This window comes from Glutamicibacter ardleyensis, from assembly GCF_014644555.1.
Classification (GTDB): Bacteria; Actinomycetota; Actinomycetes; order Actinomycetales; family Micrococcaceae; genus Glutamicibacter; species Glutamicibacter bergerei.
In genome coordinates this window covers 974,594-995,216 of record NZ_BMKX01000001.1, presented here as the reverse complement: position 1 = coordinate 995,216, position 20,623 = coordinate 974,594, and the positions used below count along the sequence as shown (strand labels likewise).

The following is a 20,623-nucleotide window of genomic DNA, read 5'->3' as shown; positions in this document are numbered from 1 at the left end:
CGATACAGTTCAACGCCCAAGTGGCGTTAAAAGTTCCCTACTCGTAGATGTGCGGAGCCAAGGTGCCCACGCAGTCAAGGTTGCGGTACTTTTCCGCGTAGTCCAGACCGTAACCAACCACAAATTCGTTCGGGATGTTCATGCCGACGTACTTCACGTCGATTTCTACCTTTGCGGCTTCCGGCTTACGAAGCAGGGTGCAAATTTCTACCGAGGCTGGGCCACGGGATTCCAGGTTCGCCTTCAACCACGACAGGGTCAGACCCGAGTCGATGATGTCTTCAACGATCAGCACGTGCTTACCCATCAGGTCGGTGTCCAGATCCTTAAGGATGCGAACTACGCCGGAGGACTGGGTGCCCGAACCGTAGGAGGAGACCGCCATCCAGTCCATGGACAGGTGGGACTTCAGCGCGCGGACGAGGTCAGCCATGACCATCACCGCACCCTTAAGCACGCCGACCACGAGGATGTCGCGTCCCTCGTAATCCGTATCAATCTGTGCTGCCAGCTCTTCGATACGAGCCTGGATTTCTTCCTTGGTATAAAGGACATGCGCCAGATCGGCCTTGACAGTGTTCGAATCCACGAGGGTTCTCCTGATTCTTGAAAGGTGGGGTACTCAACTAGAGTGCCACATTTAGTTTAGTGTTGTTCATCTGGTGGTGGTGAAAACTATCACCGACGAGCGCCGAAACGCACTAATTTTCCCGTCCAACTGCACCGGACCGGCGGAACGTGACTTATTCGTACCCACCCCGGCCAGCGCGCAGAGAGCCGAAGTTCGTTCGCTGCTCAGGTTCCGCGCCCCGGCCTCGGCAGCCGCCAGGCGCAGTACCCGCGAGCCAATAGCCGGCGGAAAACTCTGAAGAACCTGCAGGTTTATACCCTGTGTTCCGCGGGACTGTTCCCAGGCTTGATGCGCCCACGCCTCCAGCGCCTCGGCATCCGCGGCCGCCAGCCGCGCGGTGCGAGCCAGTGATTCGGTCAGCTGCCCACCAAGCTGCTCACGCAGAAATGGGAGCACTTTGTGGCGGATGTGATTACGTCGATAGGCGGTGTCTGTATTACTTGGATCTTCCCAATAATCGACTCCAGCCCGCTGACAGATCGATTCGGTGTCGGCTCGGGTCAGTTCCAGTAGCGGCCTGGCGTACCGGCCGCGGATCGGCGGAATACCGGCCAGAGTCCGAGTACCGGATCCGCGCAGAATTCCTAAGAGCACCTGTTCGGCTTGGTCGTCCTTGGTGTGTGCCAGCAGTAAGCGTTGCGCCCCGGATTCGCTCAGGGCTTGTTCGAAGGCGGCATAACGCGCAGTTCGCGCCGAGGCCTCGTCACCGCTGGTACTCACGGTTTTGATCTGTACCTGCGTAAAACCCAGTTCGGCGCATTGGCTCGCGGCATGCTGCGCTACCCGATCGCTGCCGGCTTGCAGGCCGTGATCCACGATCACCACCCCGAAGCGGGTATCGCGCAGTAGTTGACTAGCGGCAATCGCCAGGGCCATCGAGTCGGCACCACCGGAGATGCCCAGCAACGTATGCGGCGCCGCGAGTCGGATGATCTGGTTGCGGGCCAGATCGATGGGTCGACTCATCGAGTACGGGCCAGCCAGAGCGCCGGGTTATCGAGCTCCTCGGAGCTGGGGAAAAGTTCCCGGGCGCTGAAAATAGTGTTAAATTCCGCGTACCCGATCTCATCGACCAGATGGCGCACGAACTTCGCGCCGCGCTCATACTGGCGCGCCTTGGCGTCCATGCCCAGCAGCTTGCCAATCCAGGTGGCCCACGGTGAACGATTTTTACCGCGGGCGGTAAAACGATTTTGAATGGTCTTGATGCTTGCGATGCTGGAGACATCATTCATCACGACCATGGCATGGCCCTCAAGCACCGACATGATGCTGGTCAGTTCCCCGACCTCGCTACGCATGGATTTCACCCGTGCACCGATGTCATTCATTGAGTTGGTTTTCTCACCCAGGGGTTCAAAAACCTCGGCGAGGATCTGCTTCATGACTACGGGAATCCACGGGGCGTGTTCAAACTGCAGTCGGTGAGTCTGTTCGTGGGTGGCGATCCAGAGGTAAAAATCGCGTGCATTAAGGTTCAGTTCGCCGCGGATTTGTGTGATCGTTGGGGCGTTGAGCAGCAATCTCGGGCCAGCGAAAGGATCAAACTGGCCAAGCACCCGGGTGCCCAGAATTGAGAGCACCGCGCCAAGCTCGGCGCCGGCGATCAGCGGTAACGCGCTGGGGGTGTGCGGCAGCTCGGGAAGCATCGCTGCGAAGTTCTGGCTGACCGCCTTAGCCCAACCGCCACGGTCTACCACCAGGGTTTGTGAGGGCGCGGTGCTGGTCAGCTTCGAGATTTTCTCCGCCTCGCGCAACCCCTGCCCGGCTGCGATACGCAGCTCCTCGACGATGCGCGCCGCTTGCTTAGCACTGAGCGCTGGTCCGGCGGGCATCAAGGTTTTAGCCGTGCCGACCGCAAGGTCCCAATCGATGAACTGGCTCATGATTTTCTCCTACCGGCAACCGCATCCGCGCAGGGCGGTGACTGCCTGGTCGATAGTTTGCTTATGTGGTGCCAACGCTCCGTCAGGTTGCGCGGCAAAAATGCTAAAGGCGATGAGCCGCCCGTCCTCGGTGAGTGTCATTCCGGTCAGTGTGGCAACTCCAGATAGGGATCCGGTTTTGGCACGGACCAGACCTAGAGTTTGATCCGAAGCCAGCCGGGTCATCAGCGTTCCGTTGTAGCCGGCTACCGGTAAGGAGTACACCAATTCACGCAGTTCGGCCTTGCCACTGGTGGCCGCTGCACGCAATAAGGTGGTCAACGCTGCCGGTGAAATTTTGTTGCTGGCCGCTAGCCCGCTGGCATCCACCAAAGATATGCCGGTTGCGCCATATGCCTCGGCGACCTGTTGCACCGCCAAGCCGGCCTGCTTCGGGTCTAGCCCTTTTTTCACCGCAACAAGTCGGCCCATGGTTTCGGTGAGGTAATTATCCGAAACCAGCAGCATGTGCTTGGTCTGATCACGTAGCGGTGCGGAGAGAACTTGCGTGATTTGCTCCCCGCCGCCATAGGCTCCCCGGCCGCCCTCGCTGACCCCAACCTCTTTGCTCAGTGCGGCGCTAAACACCTTGCGCACCTGCTGGGCAGCATCTGATTGGTACGCCGAGCGGGTACTCTCGGTGGCGCGGCCAGCATAGTGCGCGATCGGGTACACGTCACCAATATTGTTCGAGGTGAACAAGGACTTGTCCCAGGCCGGATTAACCTGCGCGTCGCCGAACAGTGAATCGTCTAACCAAAGTTTTACCTCGCTTACCCCACGCGCTTTGAGCTCCTTAGCGGTCTGCTCCGCCAAGGTTGCCAGCCCCGCATAGCCTTTGGGATGTGCCGGATTCGATTGACCATCGCCGAGCAGCACGTCGCCACCGCCGCGCAGCACCAAGGTGTCCCCGTCTAACCAGACGCTGGTCGCTAACCGATGATCCCCGCCGAAGGTATCCAAGGCCGCCACCGCGGTGGCAACCTTCAGGCTTGAGGCCGGAGTTCCGGGGGTCTGCGAATTCTTGTCGTAGAGCACCTGGCCGCTAGCAACGTCGACCACTTGTGCGTTAAACGAGGTTTTATCGGGCTTGGTAGCAAGGATCGCGTCCAGTTGCGCGGTGAGTTTGGCCTGGTCCGGCATTGGCGCTTCGGGGTTCAGATCCTTCACGGTGACCGGTGCGGCCTCGGGGGTCGTGGCACTCGCGCTCAGGTAATGTGCGGCGGGCTCACCGGTGAAGGTGCGCGGCGAGAGGAACATCGCCGTCGCCATGCCCAGCACTGCTAACAGTGCCACTCCAAGCGTCATGACGCGTCGGAAGGCAATGTTCATGTGAGCAGGTTCCTCTCGAAAGTTTAGCTACTTAATCCCTTGGGGGCGCTACGCTTATTAGCGGATATCCCTAAGACTAGTTTAGGAGTGTGCTTTTTATGCGCCACGACGTGACCATCGAGATCCCAACGGGATCACGCGTCAAGTACGAAATCGACCACGAGACCCACCGCTTGCGCCTGGATCGTGTGCTCTTTACTGCCATGCAGTACCCAACCCACTACGGTTACTTCGACGAAACCCTCGGCGAAGATGGCGATCCTTTGGATGCCATGGTCTTCATCCCGGGCGTCGATTTGATCCCTGGTGTCATCGTTGAGTCGCGCCCTATCGGCGTCTTCAACATGACCGATGATGGCGGTGGAGACGCGAAGCTGCTGTGCGTCCCGACCGACAAGCGCTTTGATCACATCAAGGAACTTGAAGACATGGATGAGTGGTTGATCAAGGAGATCGAGCACTTCTTCACCCGTTACAAGGACCTGGAACCGGGCAAGTGGGTTAAGGCTGAGGGCTGGGAAGGTCGCGAGGCCGCCGAGGCCGAGCTGGCACGCTCCATCGAGCGTTTTAAGGCTTAAGTACGATCAGAGGGCGGGGACCATTATGGTGCCCGCCCTTTGCTGTCCCCCACGAAAGGTTGCTGATGCTCGACGCACTCACATTGCCCGCACCCCTTAACGCGCTGGTGCAGCTGCGCCGCGCCGCACCGGGCGACCTGGCTCAGCTGCTGGAACTACTCAGCGATGATCCGCTCAGCGCTAGCCGGGAGGCGCCCTATTCGCGCGATGCCGGCCATGCGCGCGCACTGGCACAGATCATCGCGGATGGTGGAAATGAGCTCATTGTTGGTGTGCAAGGTACCCAAATCATCGCCATGCTTCAGCTGACTCGCATTCCCGGAATTTCTCGGGGCGGCTCCACCCGGCTCAATGTTGAGGCGGTGCGCGTGCGCGCGGAGCATCGCTCGCGCGGACTTGGCAAGGCACTGCTGCGCTGGGTCATCGATCAGGCCGCACCTGCCTGCGACGCCGACCTGATCCAACTGACCTCGGATAACTCGCGGGCCGACGCACATCGTTTTTATGAGCGGCTGGGGTTCACCGCCTCGCACGTGGGATATAAGCTACGCCGCTAGCGGCCAAGCGCGGTTTCCAGCACCGTCTCATCTGGCAAATTTTCGACTTCGCGCAGCGTCCGCTCCACCGCGCGGGTGCGCGTCCCAGCGCTTTGCACGGTATTTTGCGCCGCAGATAGCTGCTTGCCCAGCTTGTCCCACACATCTCCATACTTGCGGAATTCCGCTTTGGCCGCAGCAAGCACCTGCCATACCTCGCTGCTGCGCGCTTCGATTGCCAGGGTTCTGAAACCCATCTGCAGCGAGTTGAGCAGACTCATCAGCGTGGTGGGTCCGGTGACCAGCACCCGGTGTTCGGTCTGCAGTTTACTGGCCAGCCCCGGGCGACGCACCACCTCGGCAAAGAGCCCCTCGGTGGGCAGATACATGATCGCAAAATCTGTGCTGTACGGCGGGGCGATGTACTTGGCCGAGATCAATTTGGCCTGCTCGATAATTGCCCGATCCAGCGCCTTGCTGGCCTTTACGATGGCTTCCTTGTCACCCGATTCCTGGGCGTCCAAGAGCCGCTCATAGTCTTCTTGCGGCAGCTTCGAGTCGATCGGCAGGTACACCGGCGTTTCATCATGCCCAGGCATCTTCACCGCAAATTCGACGCTATCCCTGGTCTCGGGTTTGATCACCACGTTCTGCGCATACTGCTCCGCGGTGAGAATATCTTCGAGCTGGCGTGCCAGCTGTACCTCGCCCCAGGTGCCACGGCTCTTCACGTTGGTCAGCACCCGCTTAAGCCCGCCGACATCGGCTGCGAGGTTCTGCATTTCGCCCAGACCCTGCTGCACCATTTCGAGCCGTTTGCTCACTAGTTCGAAGCTTTCACCGAGCCGTTTCTCCAAGGTGCCCTGCAGTTTCTCGTCGACGGTTTCACGCATTTTTTCCAGCTTTGCCTCGTTGCCGACGCGCAGCAATTCCAGTTCTTCGCGCAATGCCGCCTGCAGCTGGCTGTGCATCTGCCGATTGGACTGGCTCAGCGAACTGATCTTGCCATCCACGGTGGCGCGGATCATCTCCAAGCGCGCCTCATTATCGCGGCGGACCTCGCCCAAGGATTCACGCAGTTCTCCACGCTGCGCCCCCAGATCCTGACGCAACTCACCGTGGGTGGCGCGCACGCTGGCGGCGATCGAGTCCGGATCCACGGATCCGGTGCGGCGAACCAGCAGCGCCATCGCGCAGAGCACCAAAAGGATATTAATTATTAACAACACCAGCAGCACAACATTCATGTACCCATTACTAGCAGCGCCCTGGGACACAATAGCTGCAGGTTGCTTAGGCTGGGCTCGTTGTGGGTCCGAAGATTTCTGACTTCACGCCCATCACGATCCGGTCTCCGGGCTGTGTCTGACGCAAATATTTCTCGACGGTGCCCAAGTCGGTGGAGATGCATCCCCAGGTGGCCCGCATGCCCGCATGCAGAAAAATGGCGAAGCTCTGCCCTGGTACCGGTTGCCCCTCCGGGGGCCTGTTGTAGTTAATGACGGCAGCCTGTTCGTAGTCCCCGGCCTGCATGTATTTCCACAGCGGCTCGTCGGGGAACTGGCCCGCACCCTCAAAATAATTGTTGAAGTGCGCACTATGGCGGCCACCCCAGTATGAATCCTGCCGCAATTTTTCATAGGGCAGGTTGGTGCCGGGATTTGTTCGGCCAAAGGCTTCGGTCACCGAATAGGAACCGGTGGGGCTGAGCAGCGAATTGACGTACACCGGCCCGGGTTTGGCAAAACCGGTGCTTCCGGAAAACCCCTTGGCCCGCCATTGTTCGCTGTACCCGCCCTCCGATAGCAGGCAGTGGGTGATGTCCACCGAATTTTCCCCGTAACCGGCGGCGAGCACGAAGGTCACCCGCTGGCTCAACTCATATTCGGGCTTCACCTGATTCGCCGATTCGCAGGGTCCGGACGGGTTCTCACCTTGCGCCGACCGCTGCCCTGGAGCGCAAGCGGTCAGCAACAGCACGCCCGACAGCGCGGCCCCCAGCAGTCGATGCAATACCTTCATGCCCCTCATCTTCGCAGACCTTTAACCTTGCCTTTACCTACTGGTCAGTAAGCGTTTTTTCGGGTCTTGCCGGTACACAAATTATACGAAATACCTGGGTTTTTCACGTAACAATCGAAAACACCGAGCCGACTAGTGACCATCACGCAGTATTCGAGCAGAAACTGGCGCAAGCATCCGGGGATGAGGTGATCCACACCATATTTTTGGCGCCGGGCTTGCCCACCGAAATAATAATTGCCATGATTTGAATTAGCAGCTCTCGCCTGCGACGGCTACCGCCATGGGGATGGAAGGTATCGCTCAAGTATGGCGCGAGTTGGAATCACAGGGCACTTAATCCTGTGATTCACGATTGCTGGGGAGCAATTGGCCGGAACCATTCCGGTCCACAACTAACAATGATCCTTGGGGGAAAATTGAGCGATAGGGACTACTCTGCGCGCTCTGACGACATGTCGGGCACCACCGCGACGCAAGAAATACTCAACTCGTCGGTAAACATAAACTTTGCGGATCTCGCCACCGCCGCCATCAATTTTGATGATGAAAAGGCGCTCTTTCCTAGCACCACGCCGGCCCGTGAACGCACCTTGGTCGATGTCATCAGCACCACAATGGATGTTTATCCCTCCGCGTTGGCCATTGATGACGGCAGCCACAAGCTCACCTACGAACAGCTTCGTGAAGAAGTCGACGAATTGGCTAAGCGCTTGTGGGCCATGGATGTCGGAGCCGGCGACCGCGTCGGAGTACGTGTGCCCTCGGGATCCAAAAATCTTTACATCGCCATCCTCGGTGCACTTTTCGCCGGCGCCGCCTATGTTCCGGTAGACGCCGACGAGCCCGAAGAACGTGCGAACACCGTCTGGGAAGAAGCCGGGGTCTGCGTGGTCATCGGCAGCAACCTGAGCATCACCCACCGCGAGGCAGTGCGCACCAAAGGCAACAGTCCGGATCCCAGCCCGGACGACGACGCGTGGATCATCTTCACCTCCGGTTCCACCGGCAAGCCCAAGGGAGTGGCCATCACCCACCGCTCCGCCGCCGCCTGGGTCGACGCCGAAGCCGAGATGTTTCTGCCCAACGACCCATTAACCCGCGGGGACCGTGTCATGGCGGGGCTATCGGTCGCTTTTGACGCCTCCTGTGAGGAAATGTGGTTGGCCTGGCGTCACGGCGCCTGCCTGGTTCCGGCCCCACGCTCCATTGTGCGTTCCGGCGCTGACCTGGGCGATTGGCTCACCGAACGCAAAATCACGGTAGTTTCCACCGTTCCGACCCTGGCCGCCATGTGGCCGTCGGAAACCCTGGAAAATATCCGCCTGCTAATTTTTGGTGGCGAAGCCTTACCTCCGGAACTCGTCCAACGCCTCGCCGAGCCAACCCGCGAGGTCTGGAACACCTACGGACCCACCGAAGCCACGGTGATCGCCTGCGGTGCCGCAGTTGACGGCCACGGTCCGGTATCCATCGGGACGCCGTTGCGTGGCTGGGACCTGGCGGTGGTTGACGCGCAGGGTTACCCGGTCCCGTGGGGCGGCGAAGGAGAATTGATCATCGGCGGGGTGGGCCTCGGACGCTATCTTGACCCGCAAAAGGATGCCGAAAAGTATGCGCCCATGCCAACTCTTGGCTGGAAGCGCGCCTACCGCAGCGGCGATATGGTGCGCGCCGAACGCGACGGACTGCTCTTCGTGGGCCGCGCCGACGAGCAGGTCAAGCTCGGCGGACGCCGCGTAGAACTCGGTGAAATCGACGAAGCCCTCGCCGCCCTGCCCGGCGTATCCCAGGCCGCCGCGGCGGTCCAGTCTACGCCGAGCGGCAACAAGGTTCTGGCCGGCTACCTGGTCACCGAACCCGGCACGCAGCTGGATCTGGCACACTGCCGTGCCCTGCTGGCCGAGGTCTTGCCCGCGCAGCTGATTCCGGCGCTGGGCCTGGTCGAGACGCTGCCGATGAAAACCTCGGGCAAGGTGGACCGCAAGGGGCTTCCTTGGCCACTGCAGGCGGCCTCCGACTCGGGCACCGGGCACAACCTGACCGGCACCGAAGGCTGGATTGCCGATATTTGGACGGATCTGCTCGGACCGATGGCACTTGATGGCGACAGCGACTTTTTCGCCCTCGGCGGGGCCAGCGTCGCCGCCGCGCAACTGGTCGGCGTGCTACGCACCCGGCACGCTTTGGTGTCGATCGCCGATATCTACGACATGCCGACCCTTGGCGGACTCGCCGCTCATCTGGATGCCCAACAACTGAGCGAAGTTCAGGTGCACGAGTCGGCGCCCACCCCGTGGTGGACGGCCTTGGTGCAGGCCCCGGTCATCGGCGCCCTGTACTCGATCATCGGGCTGCGCTACGTCACCGGCATGGCGCTGGTGTGCTGGGTGCTCTTTAATTTCATGGATGCCAGATGGGTTCCCAACCCGCCGTTGCTCCCCGTGCTGGCGGCCTGGGTGGTGCTCTACACCTTGCCCTTCCGCGTGCTCCTGGCGGTTGTTTCGGCCCGGGTCCTGCTTGCCGGGGTGCAACCGGGCACCTATCAACGCGGCGGCGGTGTCCACCTGCGGCTCTGGGCCGTGGACCGCATCGTGACCTTTGCGAAGATCGAACCAATTATGGGCACGCCGCTGGGAATTTGGTATGCCCGCGCGCTGGGAAACAAGGTCGGGGCTCGGGTGCACTTAGATGCCATGCCTGCGGTGACCGGATTAACTAGCATCGGGGCGGATACCGCCATCGAATACGAGGTAGACATGGCCGGACACTGGCTGGACGGCGACACCTTGGTCATCGGCCGGATCACCATCGGCAGCGGCGTTCGTGTGGGCACCCGCTCCACCATCGTCGGCGGATCCATCATCGAAAATGGTGCTGAAATTGAGCCGGGAAGCTGCGTGGATACCACGGTTGCGGCCAATGGGCTGTACTCCGGTTCGGCGCTGGAACATCTCGGTGCGGCCGGAGCGAGCTGGCCCGATACCCGGGCGCACCACGCTGCGCGATCCGGTGGATTGCTTCGCGCGATACGCTATGCGCTCTCCTTGGGCGCGCTTGGCCTGCTGCCGGTGGTCTCGGTGCTCCCCGGTTCGCTGCTGCTCTTCTCCCTGGTTGACGGGTCGGCAGAAATTGGCGAGGTGCTCTGGGCGCTTGCGCTGCTCTCTCCGCTCTTCGCGGTGCTCACGATCCTGGTCTTCCTGGGGCTCACGGCAGGAAGCGTGCGCTTCTTGGCCCGCTTCCTGCCGCCGGGCTTCCACCCCTCGCACGGAACCGCGGCCTGGGCCGCGTGGCTGACAAACCTGCTGCTGGCCAAGTCGCTGATGTCCGTGTATCCGATTTATGCCAGTATCATCACCCCGGTATGGATGCGCCTGCTCGGTGCCAAGGTGGAGGCGGGCGCCGAAATTTCGACCATGGAAACCATTCCGCACCTGACACATATCGGGCAGCGTTCCTTCATGGCCGACCACTGTCTGGCCTCCCACCCGCGAGTGCGAGGACCATGGCTGCACCTGGGTGAGACGAGCATCGGGGAGAAGTCATTTGTTGGCAACTCCGGGATCGTCGGCCCGGACACCCATGTTCCCAACGATTCGCTGATCGCGGTGCTCTCCTCGGCTCCGCAGAACATGCCGGCGGTTTCCAACTGGTTTGGCCGTCCGGCGATGGAATTACCACGTCCGGTAGATACCGCCGAGTCCACGCTGACCTACAATCCAGCGCGGCGCCTGAAGGTTGCCCGCGCGCTGGTTGAAGCCTGCCGCATCCTGCCGTTGCTGCTCACCATCTGGCTGGCGCTGGGCACCGTGTGGGTGCTGTCCGCAATTTACGATCAGTCCTCGCTGGGCCTGACGCTGCTGCTTTCCGGTCCGGTGCTGCTGGCCTCGGCGAGCGTTTCGGCACTGCTTGCGCTGATCGCCAAGTGGGCCCTGGTCGGACGCTTCCGGGCCGAGGAACACCCGCTGTGGACCTCGTTTATCTGGCGCAATGAATTAGCCGACGTGTTTAGCGAATCCCTCGCGGTGGCGGGCGTGGTGCGCATGAGCCTGGGCACCCCGATGCTGAACTTCTGGCTGCGGCTGCTCGGCGCGCGCATTGGCCGCCGGGTCTGGTGCGAAACCTGGTGGCTGCCCGAACAGGATCTGATCAGCATCGGCGACGGGGCAAGCATCAACCGCGGCACCGTGCTGCAAACCCACCTCTTCCACGATCGCATCATGCGTTTGGAACCGGTACACGTCGGCGCACACGCAAGTCTTGCCCCCAACGGGGTCATCCTGCCCGGCAGCCGGATCGGCGAAGGAACCAGCATTGGCCCTTGCTCGCTGGTCATGCGCTCCGAAGAAGTGCCGGCCAATAGCCGCTGGCGCGGCAACCCGATCCGTAACTGGTCTTAGTCTTGGAGAGCAGCACAATGAACGAACAGCTCAAATACGCCACCGAGTCCTTCGGTCGCGTGATCACGGCAATGATTACCCACTTTGATAGCACCGGGCAGGTAGACCTGGTTGCCGTGCGGCACCTTGCCGCGCAGTTAACCGCCCCCGGATTTAACGACGCCGTGGTGGTCAACGGCACGACGGGCGAATCGATTTCCACCACCGAGGCCGAAAAATTGGCGATCATCACGGCGGCGAAGGAAGCGGTCCCCGGAACCGCAAGAGTCATCGCCGGGGTGGGAGCCGCGGATACCGCGAGCAGCATCCGCATGGCGAACGACGCGGAACGCGCCGGCGCCGACGGCCTGCTGGTGGTGGCACCGTACTATTCACGCCCCACCCAGCAGGGCCTGATCAAGCACTTCGAATCCATCGCCGAACGTACCGAGCTGCCCATCATGCTCTATGACATTCCCGGGCGCACCGGGGTCGCTATCGAACCTGGAACCTTCGCCCGGTTGGCCGCGCATCCGCAGATCATCGCGGTCAAGGATGCCAAGGGTGACCTGGAGTCCAGCTCACAGGTCATCGCGGAAACCTCGCTGGCCTATTACTCGGGGGACGACGCGCTAAACCTGCCGTTGCTGTCCATCGGCGCGGTGGGCTTCGTCTCGGTGGTCGGCCACGTCGTCGGCGACAGCCTGCGCCAACTACTTGAGCACCACGATGCGGGACAAAATGCCCAAGCCCGCGCACTTCACCAGCGGCTGCTGCCGATCTACCGCGGAATGTTCCGCGCCCCGGCGGCCTGCTCGGTTAAGTCCGCGCTGGCTTCCATGGGTCGCGGCGCTAGCACTGTGCGTTCCCCGATGGTGGAACTGGACGCCGATTTGGCGGCCTTGCTACGCGCGGACCTGGTCCGCGTTGATCTGGGAGCACAACTTCAAACGGCGGCGGGTATCCGATGAGTCAAGACCTTCAACGTCGCATCACCGGAATTGATGCGGCCCGCGGCATCGCCCTGATGGGCATGCTCGCGATCCACGTGATGCCTCAGTTCAACGACGATTTTGAACCCACGCTGGTGTGGCAGGTTGCCTCCGGAACCTCCGCCGCGCTCTTTGCCCTGCTGGCCGGTGTCGGGCTGAGCCTAGGATCCAAGTCGGCCACGCAGTCCGCGGCTCAGCTCGCTGGTGCACGAGCCTCACTGGCGGCTCGCGCCGGCTTCATCCTGGGGCTGGGACTGGTTCTGGGCCTGATCGATATTCCCGCATTTGTCATCCTCTCCTACTACGCGGTGATGTTTGCGCTGGCCATACCGTTGCTGCATTTAAAGTCAACAAGTTTGGCGTTCGCATCCCTGGGCTTCGCCACCGTAGGCTCGATCTTCACCTGGCTCATTTCCCCCTCCCTGCCCGGCTTGGATGGGATCGATCCGTCGCTGAGCACCCTGTTCGCCGAGCCCGGAGCCACACTCAGCTCCCTGCTCTTCACCGGCGCCTACCCGGCGGTGCCGTGGATGAGCTTCGTCTGTGCCGGCATGGCCCTGGGCAAATTGGATCTTCGTTCACGAGACCTGCAGTTGCGGATGGGACTGACCGGACTGGTGCTCTGGCTAGGCAGCTGGGCGCTCTCCGCGCTATTGCTTGGCCCGCTGGGCGGCAAGGCGGCGCTGATCTATTCCACCGCCCGCGTGTTGGACTCCGAGGAGCTGAATGAGGCGCTGGTCTTCGGACTGCCGGACGAGGTCCCGCTGGATTCGCTGTGGTGGCTGGTGACCCTTTCCCCGCATTCGGATCTGGTCTTCGAACTTCTGAACACCCTCGGCGTGGCCCTGCTGGTACTGTCGATCGCCTTGCTGATCGGCCAACGTGTGCCCTGGCTGCTGCGGCCACTGGCTATCGTGGGTTCGATGACGCTGAGCATCTACACCCTGCATCTGCTGTTCCTAGCCACCGGGGTGGGCGTCGAACATCCGATGGCCTCCTTCTGGCTGCAGATCTTGGGTTCACTGTTGCTGGCGGTCTTGTGGCGAAACATTTCGGGACTCGCTCAGGGGCCCCTGGAACATGTCACTTCCGCGCTGGCTGGCAAGGCCAAAGGTCGGGCGCTGGTCCGTAAGGGCTAATGTTGCGCACCGAAGATTGCACTACGGCGGTCTCTAGGCGATACTCAATGCCGTGGACACTGAACGCGAGCTCGCCGGCAAGGCATTGTATGAAAGCCGGCTGAAAAACCTGCACGGCTTGCTGATGCCCGACGCTCCGCGGTGGGATGAACTGCCCGCCGAGGTGCGCGAACGCTGGTGTTCCTATGCGGACGCCGGGCAGTGATGCGCATTCTGGTCACCGGTTTTGAGCCCTTCGGTGCCGACACCATTAATGCCAGCGCGCAGACGCTGGAGCTGCTGCCGCAGTCCTTGGGTGAACACCAGATCCTGACCGGGATGCTGCCGGTCTCTTTTGGCCGCAGCGCCTGGGTTTTGGATGAGCTGATCGCCGTGCACGTCCCCGATGTGCTGGTGCTGCTCGGCGAGGCCGGGGGGCGCACCCAGATTAATTTGGAGCGCTTTGCGGTGAATCAAATTCACGCGCGTATCGCCGACAACGACGGGGCGCAACCGGTCGGCGAGCGCATCGAACCCGATGGCCCGGCCCGGCGCGAGGCCACCGTGGTGGTACCCAGCGAGCTAACGGTCAGTGAGGATGCCGGAAGGTTCGTCTGCAACCGCATCGCCTACTATGCCTACGGCTTGTCCATCCCCGCGCAGTTCATCCATGTTCCCGCGGTGCGCCCGGAGAAACAGCGCGCACTAGTTGGCGCGGAGACCGATGCCAGCCCCCCGGTGTCCAGCGAACTGACCGTGGCCCAGCTGGCGGCTTCGCTAACCAAGTATCTTCAGGACATTTGTTTTCACCACGGGCCCCGTCGCTAGTTACGGTTAACCCATGAGCCTGACCAACCTTTCCCCGCGCCAGCAATTTGCCGCCGGCCGAGTCCCACTGCGTTTAGCTAGTTTGTTTACCGGGCTACTGCTCTTTGCGTTGGCGATGGCGTTGATGGTGCGGGCGAATCTAGGTGTTGACCCGTGGAACGTGTTCCACCTGGGCATCAGCCACCACGTGCCACTGTCCTTGGGCAGCATCGTGATCATCGTCGGGGTGATCATGTTGCTGACCTGGATCCCGATGAAGCAGTGGCCCGGGGTCGGCACCATCGCCAACGTCTTTGTCATTGGTGCGGCGCTGGACGTTTTCCTGCTGGTGCTGCCCGAGTTTTCCGGGCTAGGTTGGCAAATCCTGTGCCTCATCGCCGCGATCTTGATCAATGGTCTGGGCGGCGCCATGTACATCGGTAGCCACTTCGGCGCCGGCCCGCGCGACGGGCTGATGACCGGGTTGCACCTGCGCACCGGGCTGAGCATCCGGTTGGTGCGCACCAGTATCGAACTGCTGGTGTTGGGCATCGGCTGGCTGCTCGGCGGTCCGGTGGGCCTGGGCACCGTGGCTTATGCGCTGCTGATCGGCCCTTCCACGCAGTACTTCTTCCGTTTCACCATCATCAAGTTGGCCCCAAGCAAGCTAGAGCGAGTTAACTGACAGCTCGCTCAGCGCGGCGAGCACCATCGCCTGCACACCGCGGGACAGGGTCGGTTCAAGTACCGGGGCGAACAACGGCGAGTGGTTTCCCACCGTCGTCCCGCCGCCTAACAGCCAGAAGGTATACGGAATCCCCAAGGCATTCGGGATTCTGCTGAAATCTTCCGAGGCGCTTTGCCTGCTGGCGGCGCCCACCTGCCCGAAGTACTTTTCAAACGCCTGACTCACCCGTGCGGTCACCGCGTGATCGTTGGTGGTCAGCGGGAACTGGTCGTAGTATTCAAATTCGGGCTCCTTCGGCGATCCGGCGGCCGCACATTCACCACGCACGATCCTTTCAACCGCGTCAATCAGCGTATTGCGTACCGCGTTGTCATAGGTGCGCAAGTTCAGCAGCAGCGTGGCCCGGTCGGCGATGATATTGGACTTCGTACCCACCTGAAGCGAACCGATGGTCAGCACCGCGAACTGGCCCGGAGCTACCTCGCGGGAGACCACCGCCTGCAAGCGAATCACGATCGAGGCCGCCAGCACCACCGGATCCACCGACAAGTGCGGCGTCGACCCGTGGGAGCCGGCACCATGGACGGTAATGCGGATCGAGTCTCCGGCCGAAAGTACCGGGCCGGTGACCGTTTGCAGCTCTCCGGCCGGTAGCTGCATCACATGCTGCGCAAAAGCCACGTCGGGTGCGGGGATCTTCGCGGCCAGGCCGTCGGCAACCATCGCCGCCGAACCCTGCGCTGTTTCTTCGGCTGGCTGAAAGAGCGTTATATATGTTCCGGACCACTCGCCGCGATGATCGGCCATCAGTTTTGCCGCGCCGAGCAACGCAGCCACATGTACGTCATGCCCGCAGGCGTGCATCACCCCGTCATTTTGAGAGCTGTAGTCCAGTCCGGTGGCCTCGCGCACCGGCAGCCCGTCCATATCCGCACGAGCCAGTACCGTGCGCCCGGGGCCATTGCCCAGCACACCAACCACCCCAGTGCCGCCTAAACGTTGCACCTGGTAGCCAAATTCTTCGAGCTTGCCGGCCACCAGCGCGCCGGTCCGGGTCTCTTGCAGACTGAGTTCCGGATATTGATGTAGCTCCCGATACGTTTCATGAATCCACTCAAGTTCGGTATCAAGTCCGGTCAGAACCTTGCGTGCGGTTTCCATACAGTTCCCTTTCAGCAGACAGTTCTCAATATATGCCCGATGCCTTGTGCGCGAAAGAGAACACGGTATGTTGCGAGATTGCAAGACAAAACGGGCACCTCGGGCAATACTTAAACCATGTTTGTCCTCGCGCTCAGCCCGAAGCCGCGCTCCGTCACCGACGTGCAGGCGGCCGCCGAACTTTTGTGGGACCAGCTAGATCAGGTGCACACCCACGCGCCATTTATGGCACTCAGCGGTCAGTTACTGCTCGGAGTCCCGCACGATGCTCACGGCGCCATCGATGCGATCATGCGGTGCGCCAGGCTCAACTTCTGCCACATCGGGCTCGGCGTAGGCACGCTCTACGAGCCCGTACCGGCGCAGGCAGACCTGGTCGAGGGCAGGGCGCAACGCCGTGCTCTGGGTGCCTTAGAAGCGGCTACACACCGCGGAGAGCGCGTACCCATCTCCGTGTCCTGCGGGGATCCAGACCTCGATCTTGAGCTCGAAGGCTTACTGCGCCTGCTCGGCCAGTCCGTGCGCACGCGTAGCGCCGCCGAATGGGCCGTAGTGGATCTGCTGACCCCCGGGGTGCGCGGCCAGCAGAAGGCCATTGCGCAGGTTCTAGACGTCACTCCCCAAGCGGTCTCGGCCGCCATCGTACGCTCCGGATATCACGATGAGATCGACGCCCGTGGCGGAATCGCACGACTGCTGGAGCTAGCCGACCAGCCTTAAAGCCTCAAGGATTCGAAGACATTTTCGAACAAGAGGCGTATAATAGAGGTATGTCCGAAGCAATGGCGCCAAGACATCGCCCGCCCCAAGCAGAGTTTTACCAGGTCGCAGATGACCTGGTAACTTCAACGCGACGCGAGCCAACTCAAAGCAACGCGCAGCGTGCGGCCGCAAAACATTTCCAGAAAATTGCGAACTACGAAAAGGAAATCGCTCGCCTTCGTAGCAAACAAGCAGCGGAAAGCTATCAGGCCGAAAAAGAAATCGTGCGCGAGAACGAGTACCTTGGAACCTCCTGCAACGACCTCACCCGCGGCGCAGCAAGCGCCGTGGCTTTAGCCCGGCATCAGGCACCCAACGGATTTCGAAACTACTTGGTCAACTGTCGAATCTTGGCTGAAGACACTCCTTACCTCCAACAGCAGTTTGCACAAGGTGAATTCACCGAGCAGCAAATATTGGCGATCCTCACGCCACTGCAAAAAGTCAAAGCCGAACGTCGCGCCGAATTCGATGCTATTTTCCGGGACAACCCGGAGATGTTCGAATCTCAGGGGCCAAAGCAGATTGGCGAAACCGTAAAGCGTTTCACCTTAGACTTCGCCTCCGATGAGCAATGTCTACAAATGAAACAGCAAGATTCCAAGCGCTACGTTCACCTCAAAAGGGGCAAAGACTGCGTTCTCATCAACGGTAGCCTGCCCGTTGTCTCCGGCACAGCGTTACAGATGCACCTGCAGCAGGAATCTTACCGCTTGAAGCAACTGGGAGATCCCCGCACTAGGGACCAGATCAAAGCGGACCTTCTATGCACTTACCTACTCGCAGGTCGTCCGGAAAAACTACCGATACAGTTGCATGTTGGCCTGATCATGACCGACAAAACGCTATTCCTCGGCGACCGGGAACCAGCTTATATGGAAGGTTATGGATACGTTCCGCCGCAGTACGCGCGGGAGCTCATAGCCGGAACCCCTATCGCAAACGAGCTAAGTTTCGCCCAAATGGAAGCTGGTCAGGCCGACGAACACTTGGATCGGCTGGAGACGCTACCCGATCTGATTCGGCTCTATACGGCACCCGGCGATAAAGAATTAGTCGCCATGGACTCCAAGGCTCGCATCTTCCCGGAAAAGCTTCGCCGCTTCGTAAAAATTCGCGACCGGCATTGCCGTACCCCATTTTGCGATGGCAAGATCACAGAAATTGACCACGTATTGCAGCATCATTTGGGCGGACCCACAGATGTAGACAATGCAGATGGTCGATGTTCATCGTGCAATAAGGCCAAGGAAAGTCCGGGTTGGATTGAAATCGTGGCGCTCAAAGGACCTCACACTATGCGTGTGAACCCCGGCTCGTCGATGACCTATCGCTCCACCGCACCACCGGCAACGGGATACGCACATCAACCATTTCCGCAGTTGATCTGTGATTCACAATGGATACGCGGCGTGAAGCGCAGACTGCATACCCAGCAAGATTCAAACAGCCCAGGGCCCTAGTTAGCCCTGCAAGAGTCCTTCTAGGACGATCGCCAGACCGTCCTCATCCACCGAAGCAGTCACCTCATCAGCAACAACCTTGACCTCTTCGGGAGCTTGGCCCATGGCGACACCACGCCCGGCCCACTGCAACATCTCAATATCGTTTCGTCCATCACCCACGGCAAGGGTCTGCGCCGATTCGAACTCTAATTCGGTGCGCAAACGCTCCAGTCCGCTGGCCTTGGTAATACCTTCGGCAGCAATATCCAACCATGCGGTCCAACCCACTGAGTAGGTCACCCCAGAAAGCCCCAGCCCATGCACTGCTTGACCAAAGTCTTCGGCGGTGGCATCGGTGGAGAAGACCACCACACGCACCGCCTTGCTACGCAGTAACTCGTCAAATTCGACAACCTTGGAGGTGGCACCAAAGCTCGCATCGGTAAATACATCACTGGAGAGGAACTCGCCGCGTTCATTTTCCACTGCATATTTAGCATTAGGAAGCTGACGCATCAAGGCAGCTAGGGCCAACGAGGGATCAAAAACTTCACGATGCAAAATCTCAATATCTTCGCCGCGCATTCGGGCCAGCACGCCACCGTTACTTGCCACCACATAACCGTGGTCGATACCTAGTTCGGTCATCAGCGGCACAGCCGCACCGAGCGAGCGGCCAGTAGAAATCACTACCTCATGCCCGGCCTTCACTACCGCGCGGGCAACTTCACGCACACGTGCACTCATCAGTCCCTGATGATTGACGATCGTCCCGTCAACATCTAGGCAAATCATCAACTTTTCGTCATCTAGCCGGTCGTCGTTGCCGGTCTTAGTCAAAATTGTCATAGTTCCAGTGAACCACTGCTACGTAAATATTACGATGAGCCACAGCACAACGGCAGGTGAACGGCTGGTTAAAAGAAAATCGACCGGCCCTTGTGGGGCCGGTCGACGTTCGCTTTACTTCATGATTTTGAGTCCACCAAGATAAGGCTGCAGCGCCTTGGGCACGTTGACCGTGCCGTCCGCGTTCTGGTGGTTTTCCAGAATCGCAACGATCCAGCGGGTGGTGGCAAGCGTTCCGTTCAAGGTAGCTACCGCGCGCGTTTTGCCCGGCTTGCCGTCAACAACTTCACGTTCACGAATGTTAAGTCGACGCGACTGGAAGGTCGTGCAGTTCGAGGTCGAGGTCAGTTCGCGGAAGGTTTCCTGTGTTGGCACCCAAGCCTCGCAGTCGAACTTGCGTGCGGCACTCATGCCGAGGTCACCCGCGGCGGTATCGATGACCCGGTAAGGAAGTTCCATGCGTCCAAGCATTTCTTCTTCCATAGCCAGCAAGCGTTCGTGTTCTCCGGCGGCCTCTTCGACCGTGGTGTAGATGAACATTTCGAGCTTGTTGAACTGGTGCACGCGAATAATGCCCCGAGTATCCTTACCCGCGGAGCCAGCCTCACGGCGGTAGCAGGAGGACCACCCGGCATAGCGGATCGGGCCATCAGTTAGGTCCATGATCTCGTTGGCGTGGTAACCGGCCAACGCCACCTCGGAGGTGCCGACCAGGTAAAGGTCGTCGCGCTCCAGCTTGTAGATCTCGTCGTCGTGTTCAACGTCGAAACCGGTGCCCTGCATAGTTTCTGGTCGGACCAATGTCGGAGTGATCATCGGAATGAAGCCACGCTCGACCGCAAGATCCAGCGCCATGTTCATCATCGCTATTTCCAGGCGGGCACCGATGCCCTTGAGGAAGTAAAAGCGTGAACCGGAGACCTTTGCGCCGCGTTCCATGTCGATCGCGCCGAGTTTCTCGGCGATCTGCAGGTGGTCCAGCGGTTCAAAACCCTCGGCGGCAAAGTCGCGCGGGGTGCCGACGGTCTTCACCAGCGCGAAGTCGTCTTCACCGCCGGACGGGATGCCATCGGCGATCAGGTTCGGGATGGAGCGCTGCAACGAGGTGCACTTAGCAGCCGCTTCGTCGGAAGCTGCTTGGGCAGCCTTCACGGAAGCCGCCAGTTCCTTGACCTCCGCCAGCAGTGCTGCACGTTCCTCGCCCTTAGCGGCGCCAACCTTCTTGGAGAAGGCATTCTGCTCCGCGCGCAGGCGCTCGTAGGTGCTTATGGTCTCGCGACGCGCCGAATCAGCCTCAATAAGCTGGTCGATTAGCGCTTCGTCGGCACCGCGCGCGCGTTGCGAGGCGCGGTACATTTCCGGATTATCGGTGAGCATTTTCAGGTCGATCACATCTTA

19 protein-coding genes are annotated in these 20,623 nt (G+C 60.5%); 10 read left to right on the top strand and 9 right to left on the bottom strand.

Annotation, left to right across the window (positions count from 1 at the left end; translation table 11 throughout):
• Positions 1-37: 37 nt before the first annotated feature.
• From hpt to IEX04_RS04470, 4 genes are all read right to left on the bottom strand, one after another.
• Positions 38-589: a hypoxanthine phosphoribosyltransferase gene (gene hpt, locus IEX04_RS04485; RefSeq protein WP_096254304.1), complete on the bottom strand. Its 552-nt coding sequence runs from the start codon at positions 587-589 to the stop codon at positions 38-40.
• Positions 590-655: 66 nt separating this feature from the next.
• Positions 656-1,597, bottom strand: a complete 942-nt coding sequence (tilS, locus tag IEX04_RS04480; RefSeq protein WP_188683990.1) for a tRNA lysidine(34) synthetase TilS — start codon at positions 1,595-1,597, stop codon at positions 656-658.
• On the bottom strand, positions 1,594-2,517 hold the full coding sequence (locus tag IEX04_RS04475) for an Rv3626c family coenzyme F420 biosynthesis-associated protein (protein ID WP_096254306.1): 924 nt from the start codon (positions 2,515-2,517) through the stop codon (positions 1,594-1,596). The genes tilS and IEX04_RS04475 overlap by 4 nt, the downstream gene beginning before the upstream one ends.
• 9 nt (positions 2,518-2,526) lie before the next feature.
• A complete protein-coding gene (locus IEX04_RS04470) occupies positions 2,527-3,888 on the bottom strand; it encodes a D-alanyl-D-alanine carboxypeptidase/D-alanyl-D-alanine-endopeptidase (protein ID WP_188683983.1) in 1,362 nt (453 codons plus the stop codon).
• A gap of 98 nt (positions 3,889-3,986) precedes the next feature.
• Between IEX04_RS04470 and IEX04_RS04465 the strand changes: the two genes are divergently transcribed.
• Both IEX04_RS04465 and IEX04_RS04460 read left to right on the top strand, forming a co-directional pair.
• On the top strand, positions 3,987-4,466 hold the full coding sequence (locus tag IEX04_RS04465; protein ID WP_096254308.1) for an inorganic diphosphatase: 480 nt from the start codon (positions 3,987-3,989) through the stop codon (positions 4,464-4,466).
• 65 nt (positions 4,467-4,531) lie between these two features.
• Positions 4,532-5,023, top strand: a complete 492-nt coding sequence (locus IEX04_RS04460) for a GNAT family N-acetyltransferase (protein ID WP_188683981.1) — start codon at positions 4,532-4,534, stop codon at positions 5,021-5,023.
• On the opposite strand, the gene IEX04_RS04455 is transcribed toward IEX04_RS04460, so the two are convergent.
• Complete coding sequence (locus IEX04_RS04455) at positions 5,020-6,249, bottom strand: DNA recombination protein RmuC (protein WP_188683979.1); 1,230 nt, start codon at positions 6,247-6,249, stop codon at positions 5,020-5,022. The genes IEX04_RS04460 and IEX04_RS04455 overlap by 4 nt on opposite strands.
• A gap of 46 nt (positions 6,250-6,295) precedes the next feature.
• Positions 6,296-7,024, bottom strand: coding sequence for a hypothetical protein (locus IEX04_RS04450; RefSeq protein WP_096254311.1), 729 nt, complete (start codon positions 7,022-7,024; stop codon positions 6,296-6,298).
• A gap of 419 nt (positions 7,025-7,443) precedes the next feature.
• Between IEX04_RS04450 and IEX04_RS04445 the strand changes: the two genes are divergently transcribed.
• From IEX04_RS04445 to yczE, 6 genes are read left to right on the top strand one after another with little or no spacing between them, the layout of a single operon-like run.
• Positions 7,444-11,424 carry a Pls/PosA family non-ribosomal peptide synthetase gene (locus IEX04_RS04445; protein ID WP_229676989.1) on the top strand — a complete coding sequence of 1,327 codons (3,981 nt, stop codon included), beginning with the start codon at positions 7,444-7,446 and terminating at the stop codon, positions 11,422-11,424.
• 17 nt (positions 11,425-11,441) lie between these two features.
• Positions 11,442-12,374 carry a 4-hydroxy-tetrahydrodipicolinate synthase gene (dapA, locus tag IEX04_RS04440; protein ID WP_096254313.1) on the top strand — a complete coding sequence of 311 codons (933 nt, stop codon included), beginning with the start codon at positions 11,442-11,444 and terminating at the stop codon, positions 12,372-12,374.
• Complete coding sequence (locus IEX04_RS04435; protein WP_188683975.1) at positions 12,371-13,534, top strand: heparan-alpha-glucosaminide N-acetyltransferase domain-containing protein; 1,164 nt, start codon at positions 12,371-12,373, stop codon at positions 13,532-13,534. The genes dapA and IEX04_RS04435 overlap by 4 nt, the downstream gene beginning before the upstream one ends.
• A gap of 52 nt (positions 13,535-13,586) precedes the next feature.
• Positions 13,587-13,739, top strand: coding sequence for a hypothetical protein (locus tag IEX04_RS04430; RefSeq protein ID WP_170947715.1), 153 nt, complete (start codon positions 13,587-13,589; stop codon positions 13,737-13,739).
• On the top strand, positions 13,712-14,341 hold the full coding sequence (locus IEX04_RS04425) for a pyroglutamyl-peptidase I (RefSeq protein WP_188683973.1): 630 nt from the start codon (positions 13,712-13,714) through the stop codon (positions 14,339-14,341). Before IEX04_RS04430 ends, IEX04_RS04425 begins: the two co-directional genes overlap by 28 nt.
• A 13-nt stretch (positions 14,342-14,354) precedes the next feature.
• Entirely contained in the window at positions 14,355-15,005 is a 651-nt protein-coding gene (yczE, locus tag IEX04_RS04420) for a membrane protein YczE (protein ID WP_188683971.1), read from the top strand.
• On the opposite strand, the gene IEX04_RS04415 is transcribed toward yczE, so the two are convergent.
• A complete protein-coding gene (locus tag IEX04_RS04415; RefSeq protein WP_188683969.1) occupies positions 14,988-16,169 on the bottom strand; it encodes an amidohydrolase in 1,182 nt (393 codons plus the stop codon). The two genes, yczE and IEX04_RS04415, sit on opposite strands and share 18 nt — an antisense overlap.
• A gap of 117 nt (positions 16,170-16,286) precedes the next feature.
• Here IEX04_RS04415 and IEX04_RS04410 point away from each other — a divergent pair, with 117 nt between their 5' ends.
• A complete protein-coding gene (locus tag IEX04_RS04410; protein WP_188683967.1) occupies positions 16,287-16,889 on the top strand; it encodes a hypothetical protein in 603 nt (200 codons plus the stop codon).
• 50 nt (positions 16,890-16,939) lie between these two features.
• On the top strand, positions 16,940-18,394 hold the full coding sequence (locus tag IEX04_RS04405; RefSeq protein ID WP_188683965.1) for an HNH endonuclease family protein: 1,455 nt from the start codon (positions 16,940-16,942) through the stop codon (positions 18,392-18,394).
• Here IEX04_RS04405 and IEX04_RS04400 read toward each other — a convergent pair whose 3' ends face one another.
• The gene (locus tag IEX04_RS04400) at positions 18,395-19,225 is read right to left on the bottom strand and encodes an HAD family hydrolase (RefSeq protein ID WP_188683963.1); all 831 of its coding nucleotides are present in this window, start codon (positions 19,223-19,225) and stop codon (positions 18,395-18,397) included.
• A 114-nt stretch (positions 19,226-19,339) separates the two neighbouring features.
• Positions 19,340-20,617 carry a serine--tRNA ligase gene (gene serS, locus IEX04_RS04395; protein ID WP_188683961.1) on the bottom strand — a complete coding sequence of 426 codons (1,278 nt, stop codon included), beginning with the start codon at positions 20,615-20,617 and terminating at the stop codon, positions 19,340-19,342.
• Between the last annotated feature and the right edge of the window lie 6 nt (positions 20,618-20,623).

What these genes read in the sequence shown, in the direction of transcription:
- IEX04_RS04450 (WP_096254311.1), bottom strand. Translation starts at nt 7,024, where the DNA reads ATGAAGGTATTGCATCGACTGCTGGGGGCCGCGCTGTCGGGCGTGCTG.
- dapA (WP_096254313.1), top strand. Translation starts at nt 11,442, where the DNA reads ATGAACGAACAGCTCAAATACGCCACCGAGTCCTTCGGTCGCGTGATC.
- IEX04_RS04435 (WP_188683975.1), top strand. Translation starts at nt 12,371, where the DNA reads ATGAGTCAAGACCTTCAACGTCGCATCACCGGAATTGATGCGGCCCGC.
- IEX04_RS04460 (WP_188683981.1), top strand. Translation starts at nt 4,532, where the DNA reads ATGCTCGACGCACTCACATTGCCCGCACCCCTTAACGCGCTGGTGCAG.
- IEX04_RS04465 (WP_096254308.1), top strand. Translation starts at nt 3,987, where the DNA reads ATGCGCCACGACGTGACCATCGAGATCCCAACGGGATCACGCGTCAAG.
- IEX04_RS04455 (WP_188683979.1), bottom strand. Translation starts at nt 6,249, where the DNA reads ATGAATGTTGTGCTGCTGGTGTTGTTAATAATTAATATCCTTTTGGTG.
- IEX04_RS04410 (WP_188683967.1), top strand. Translation starts at nt 16,287, where the DNA reads ATGTTTGTCCTCGCGCTCAGCCCGAAGCCGCGCTCCGTCACCGACGTG.
- IEX04_RS04475 (WP_096254306.1), bottom strand. Translation starts at nt 2,517, where the DNA reads ATGAGCCAGTTCATCGATTGGGACCTTGCGGTCGGCACGGCTAAAACC.
- tilS (WP_188683990.1), bottom strand. Translation starts at nt 1,597, where the DNA reads ATGAGTCGACCCATCGATCTGGCCCGCAACCAGATCATCCGACTCGCG.
- IEX04_RS04415 (WP_188683969.1), bottom strand. Translation starts at nt 16,169, where the DNA reads ATGGAAACCGCACGCAAGGTTCTGACCGGACTTGATACCGAACTTGAG.
- IEX04_RS04470 (WP_188683983.1), bottom strand. Translation starts at nt 3,888, where the DNA reads ATGAACATTGCCTTCCGACGCGTCATGACGCTTGGAGTGGCACTGTTA.
- IEX04_RS04400 (WP_188683963.1), bottom strand. Translation starts at nt 19,225, where the DNA reads ATGACAATTTTGACTAAGACCGGCAACGACGACCGGCTAGATGACGAA.
- yczE (WP_188683971.1), top strand. Translation starts at nt 14,355, where the DNA reads ATGAGCCTGACCAACCTTTCCCCGCGCCAGCAATTTGCCGCCGGCCGA.
- IEX04_RS04405 (WP_188683965.1), top strand. Translation starts at nt 16,940, where the DNA reads ATGTCCGAAGCAATGGCGCCAAGACATCGCCCGCCCCAAGCAGAGTTT.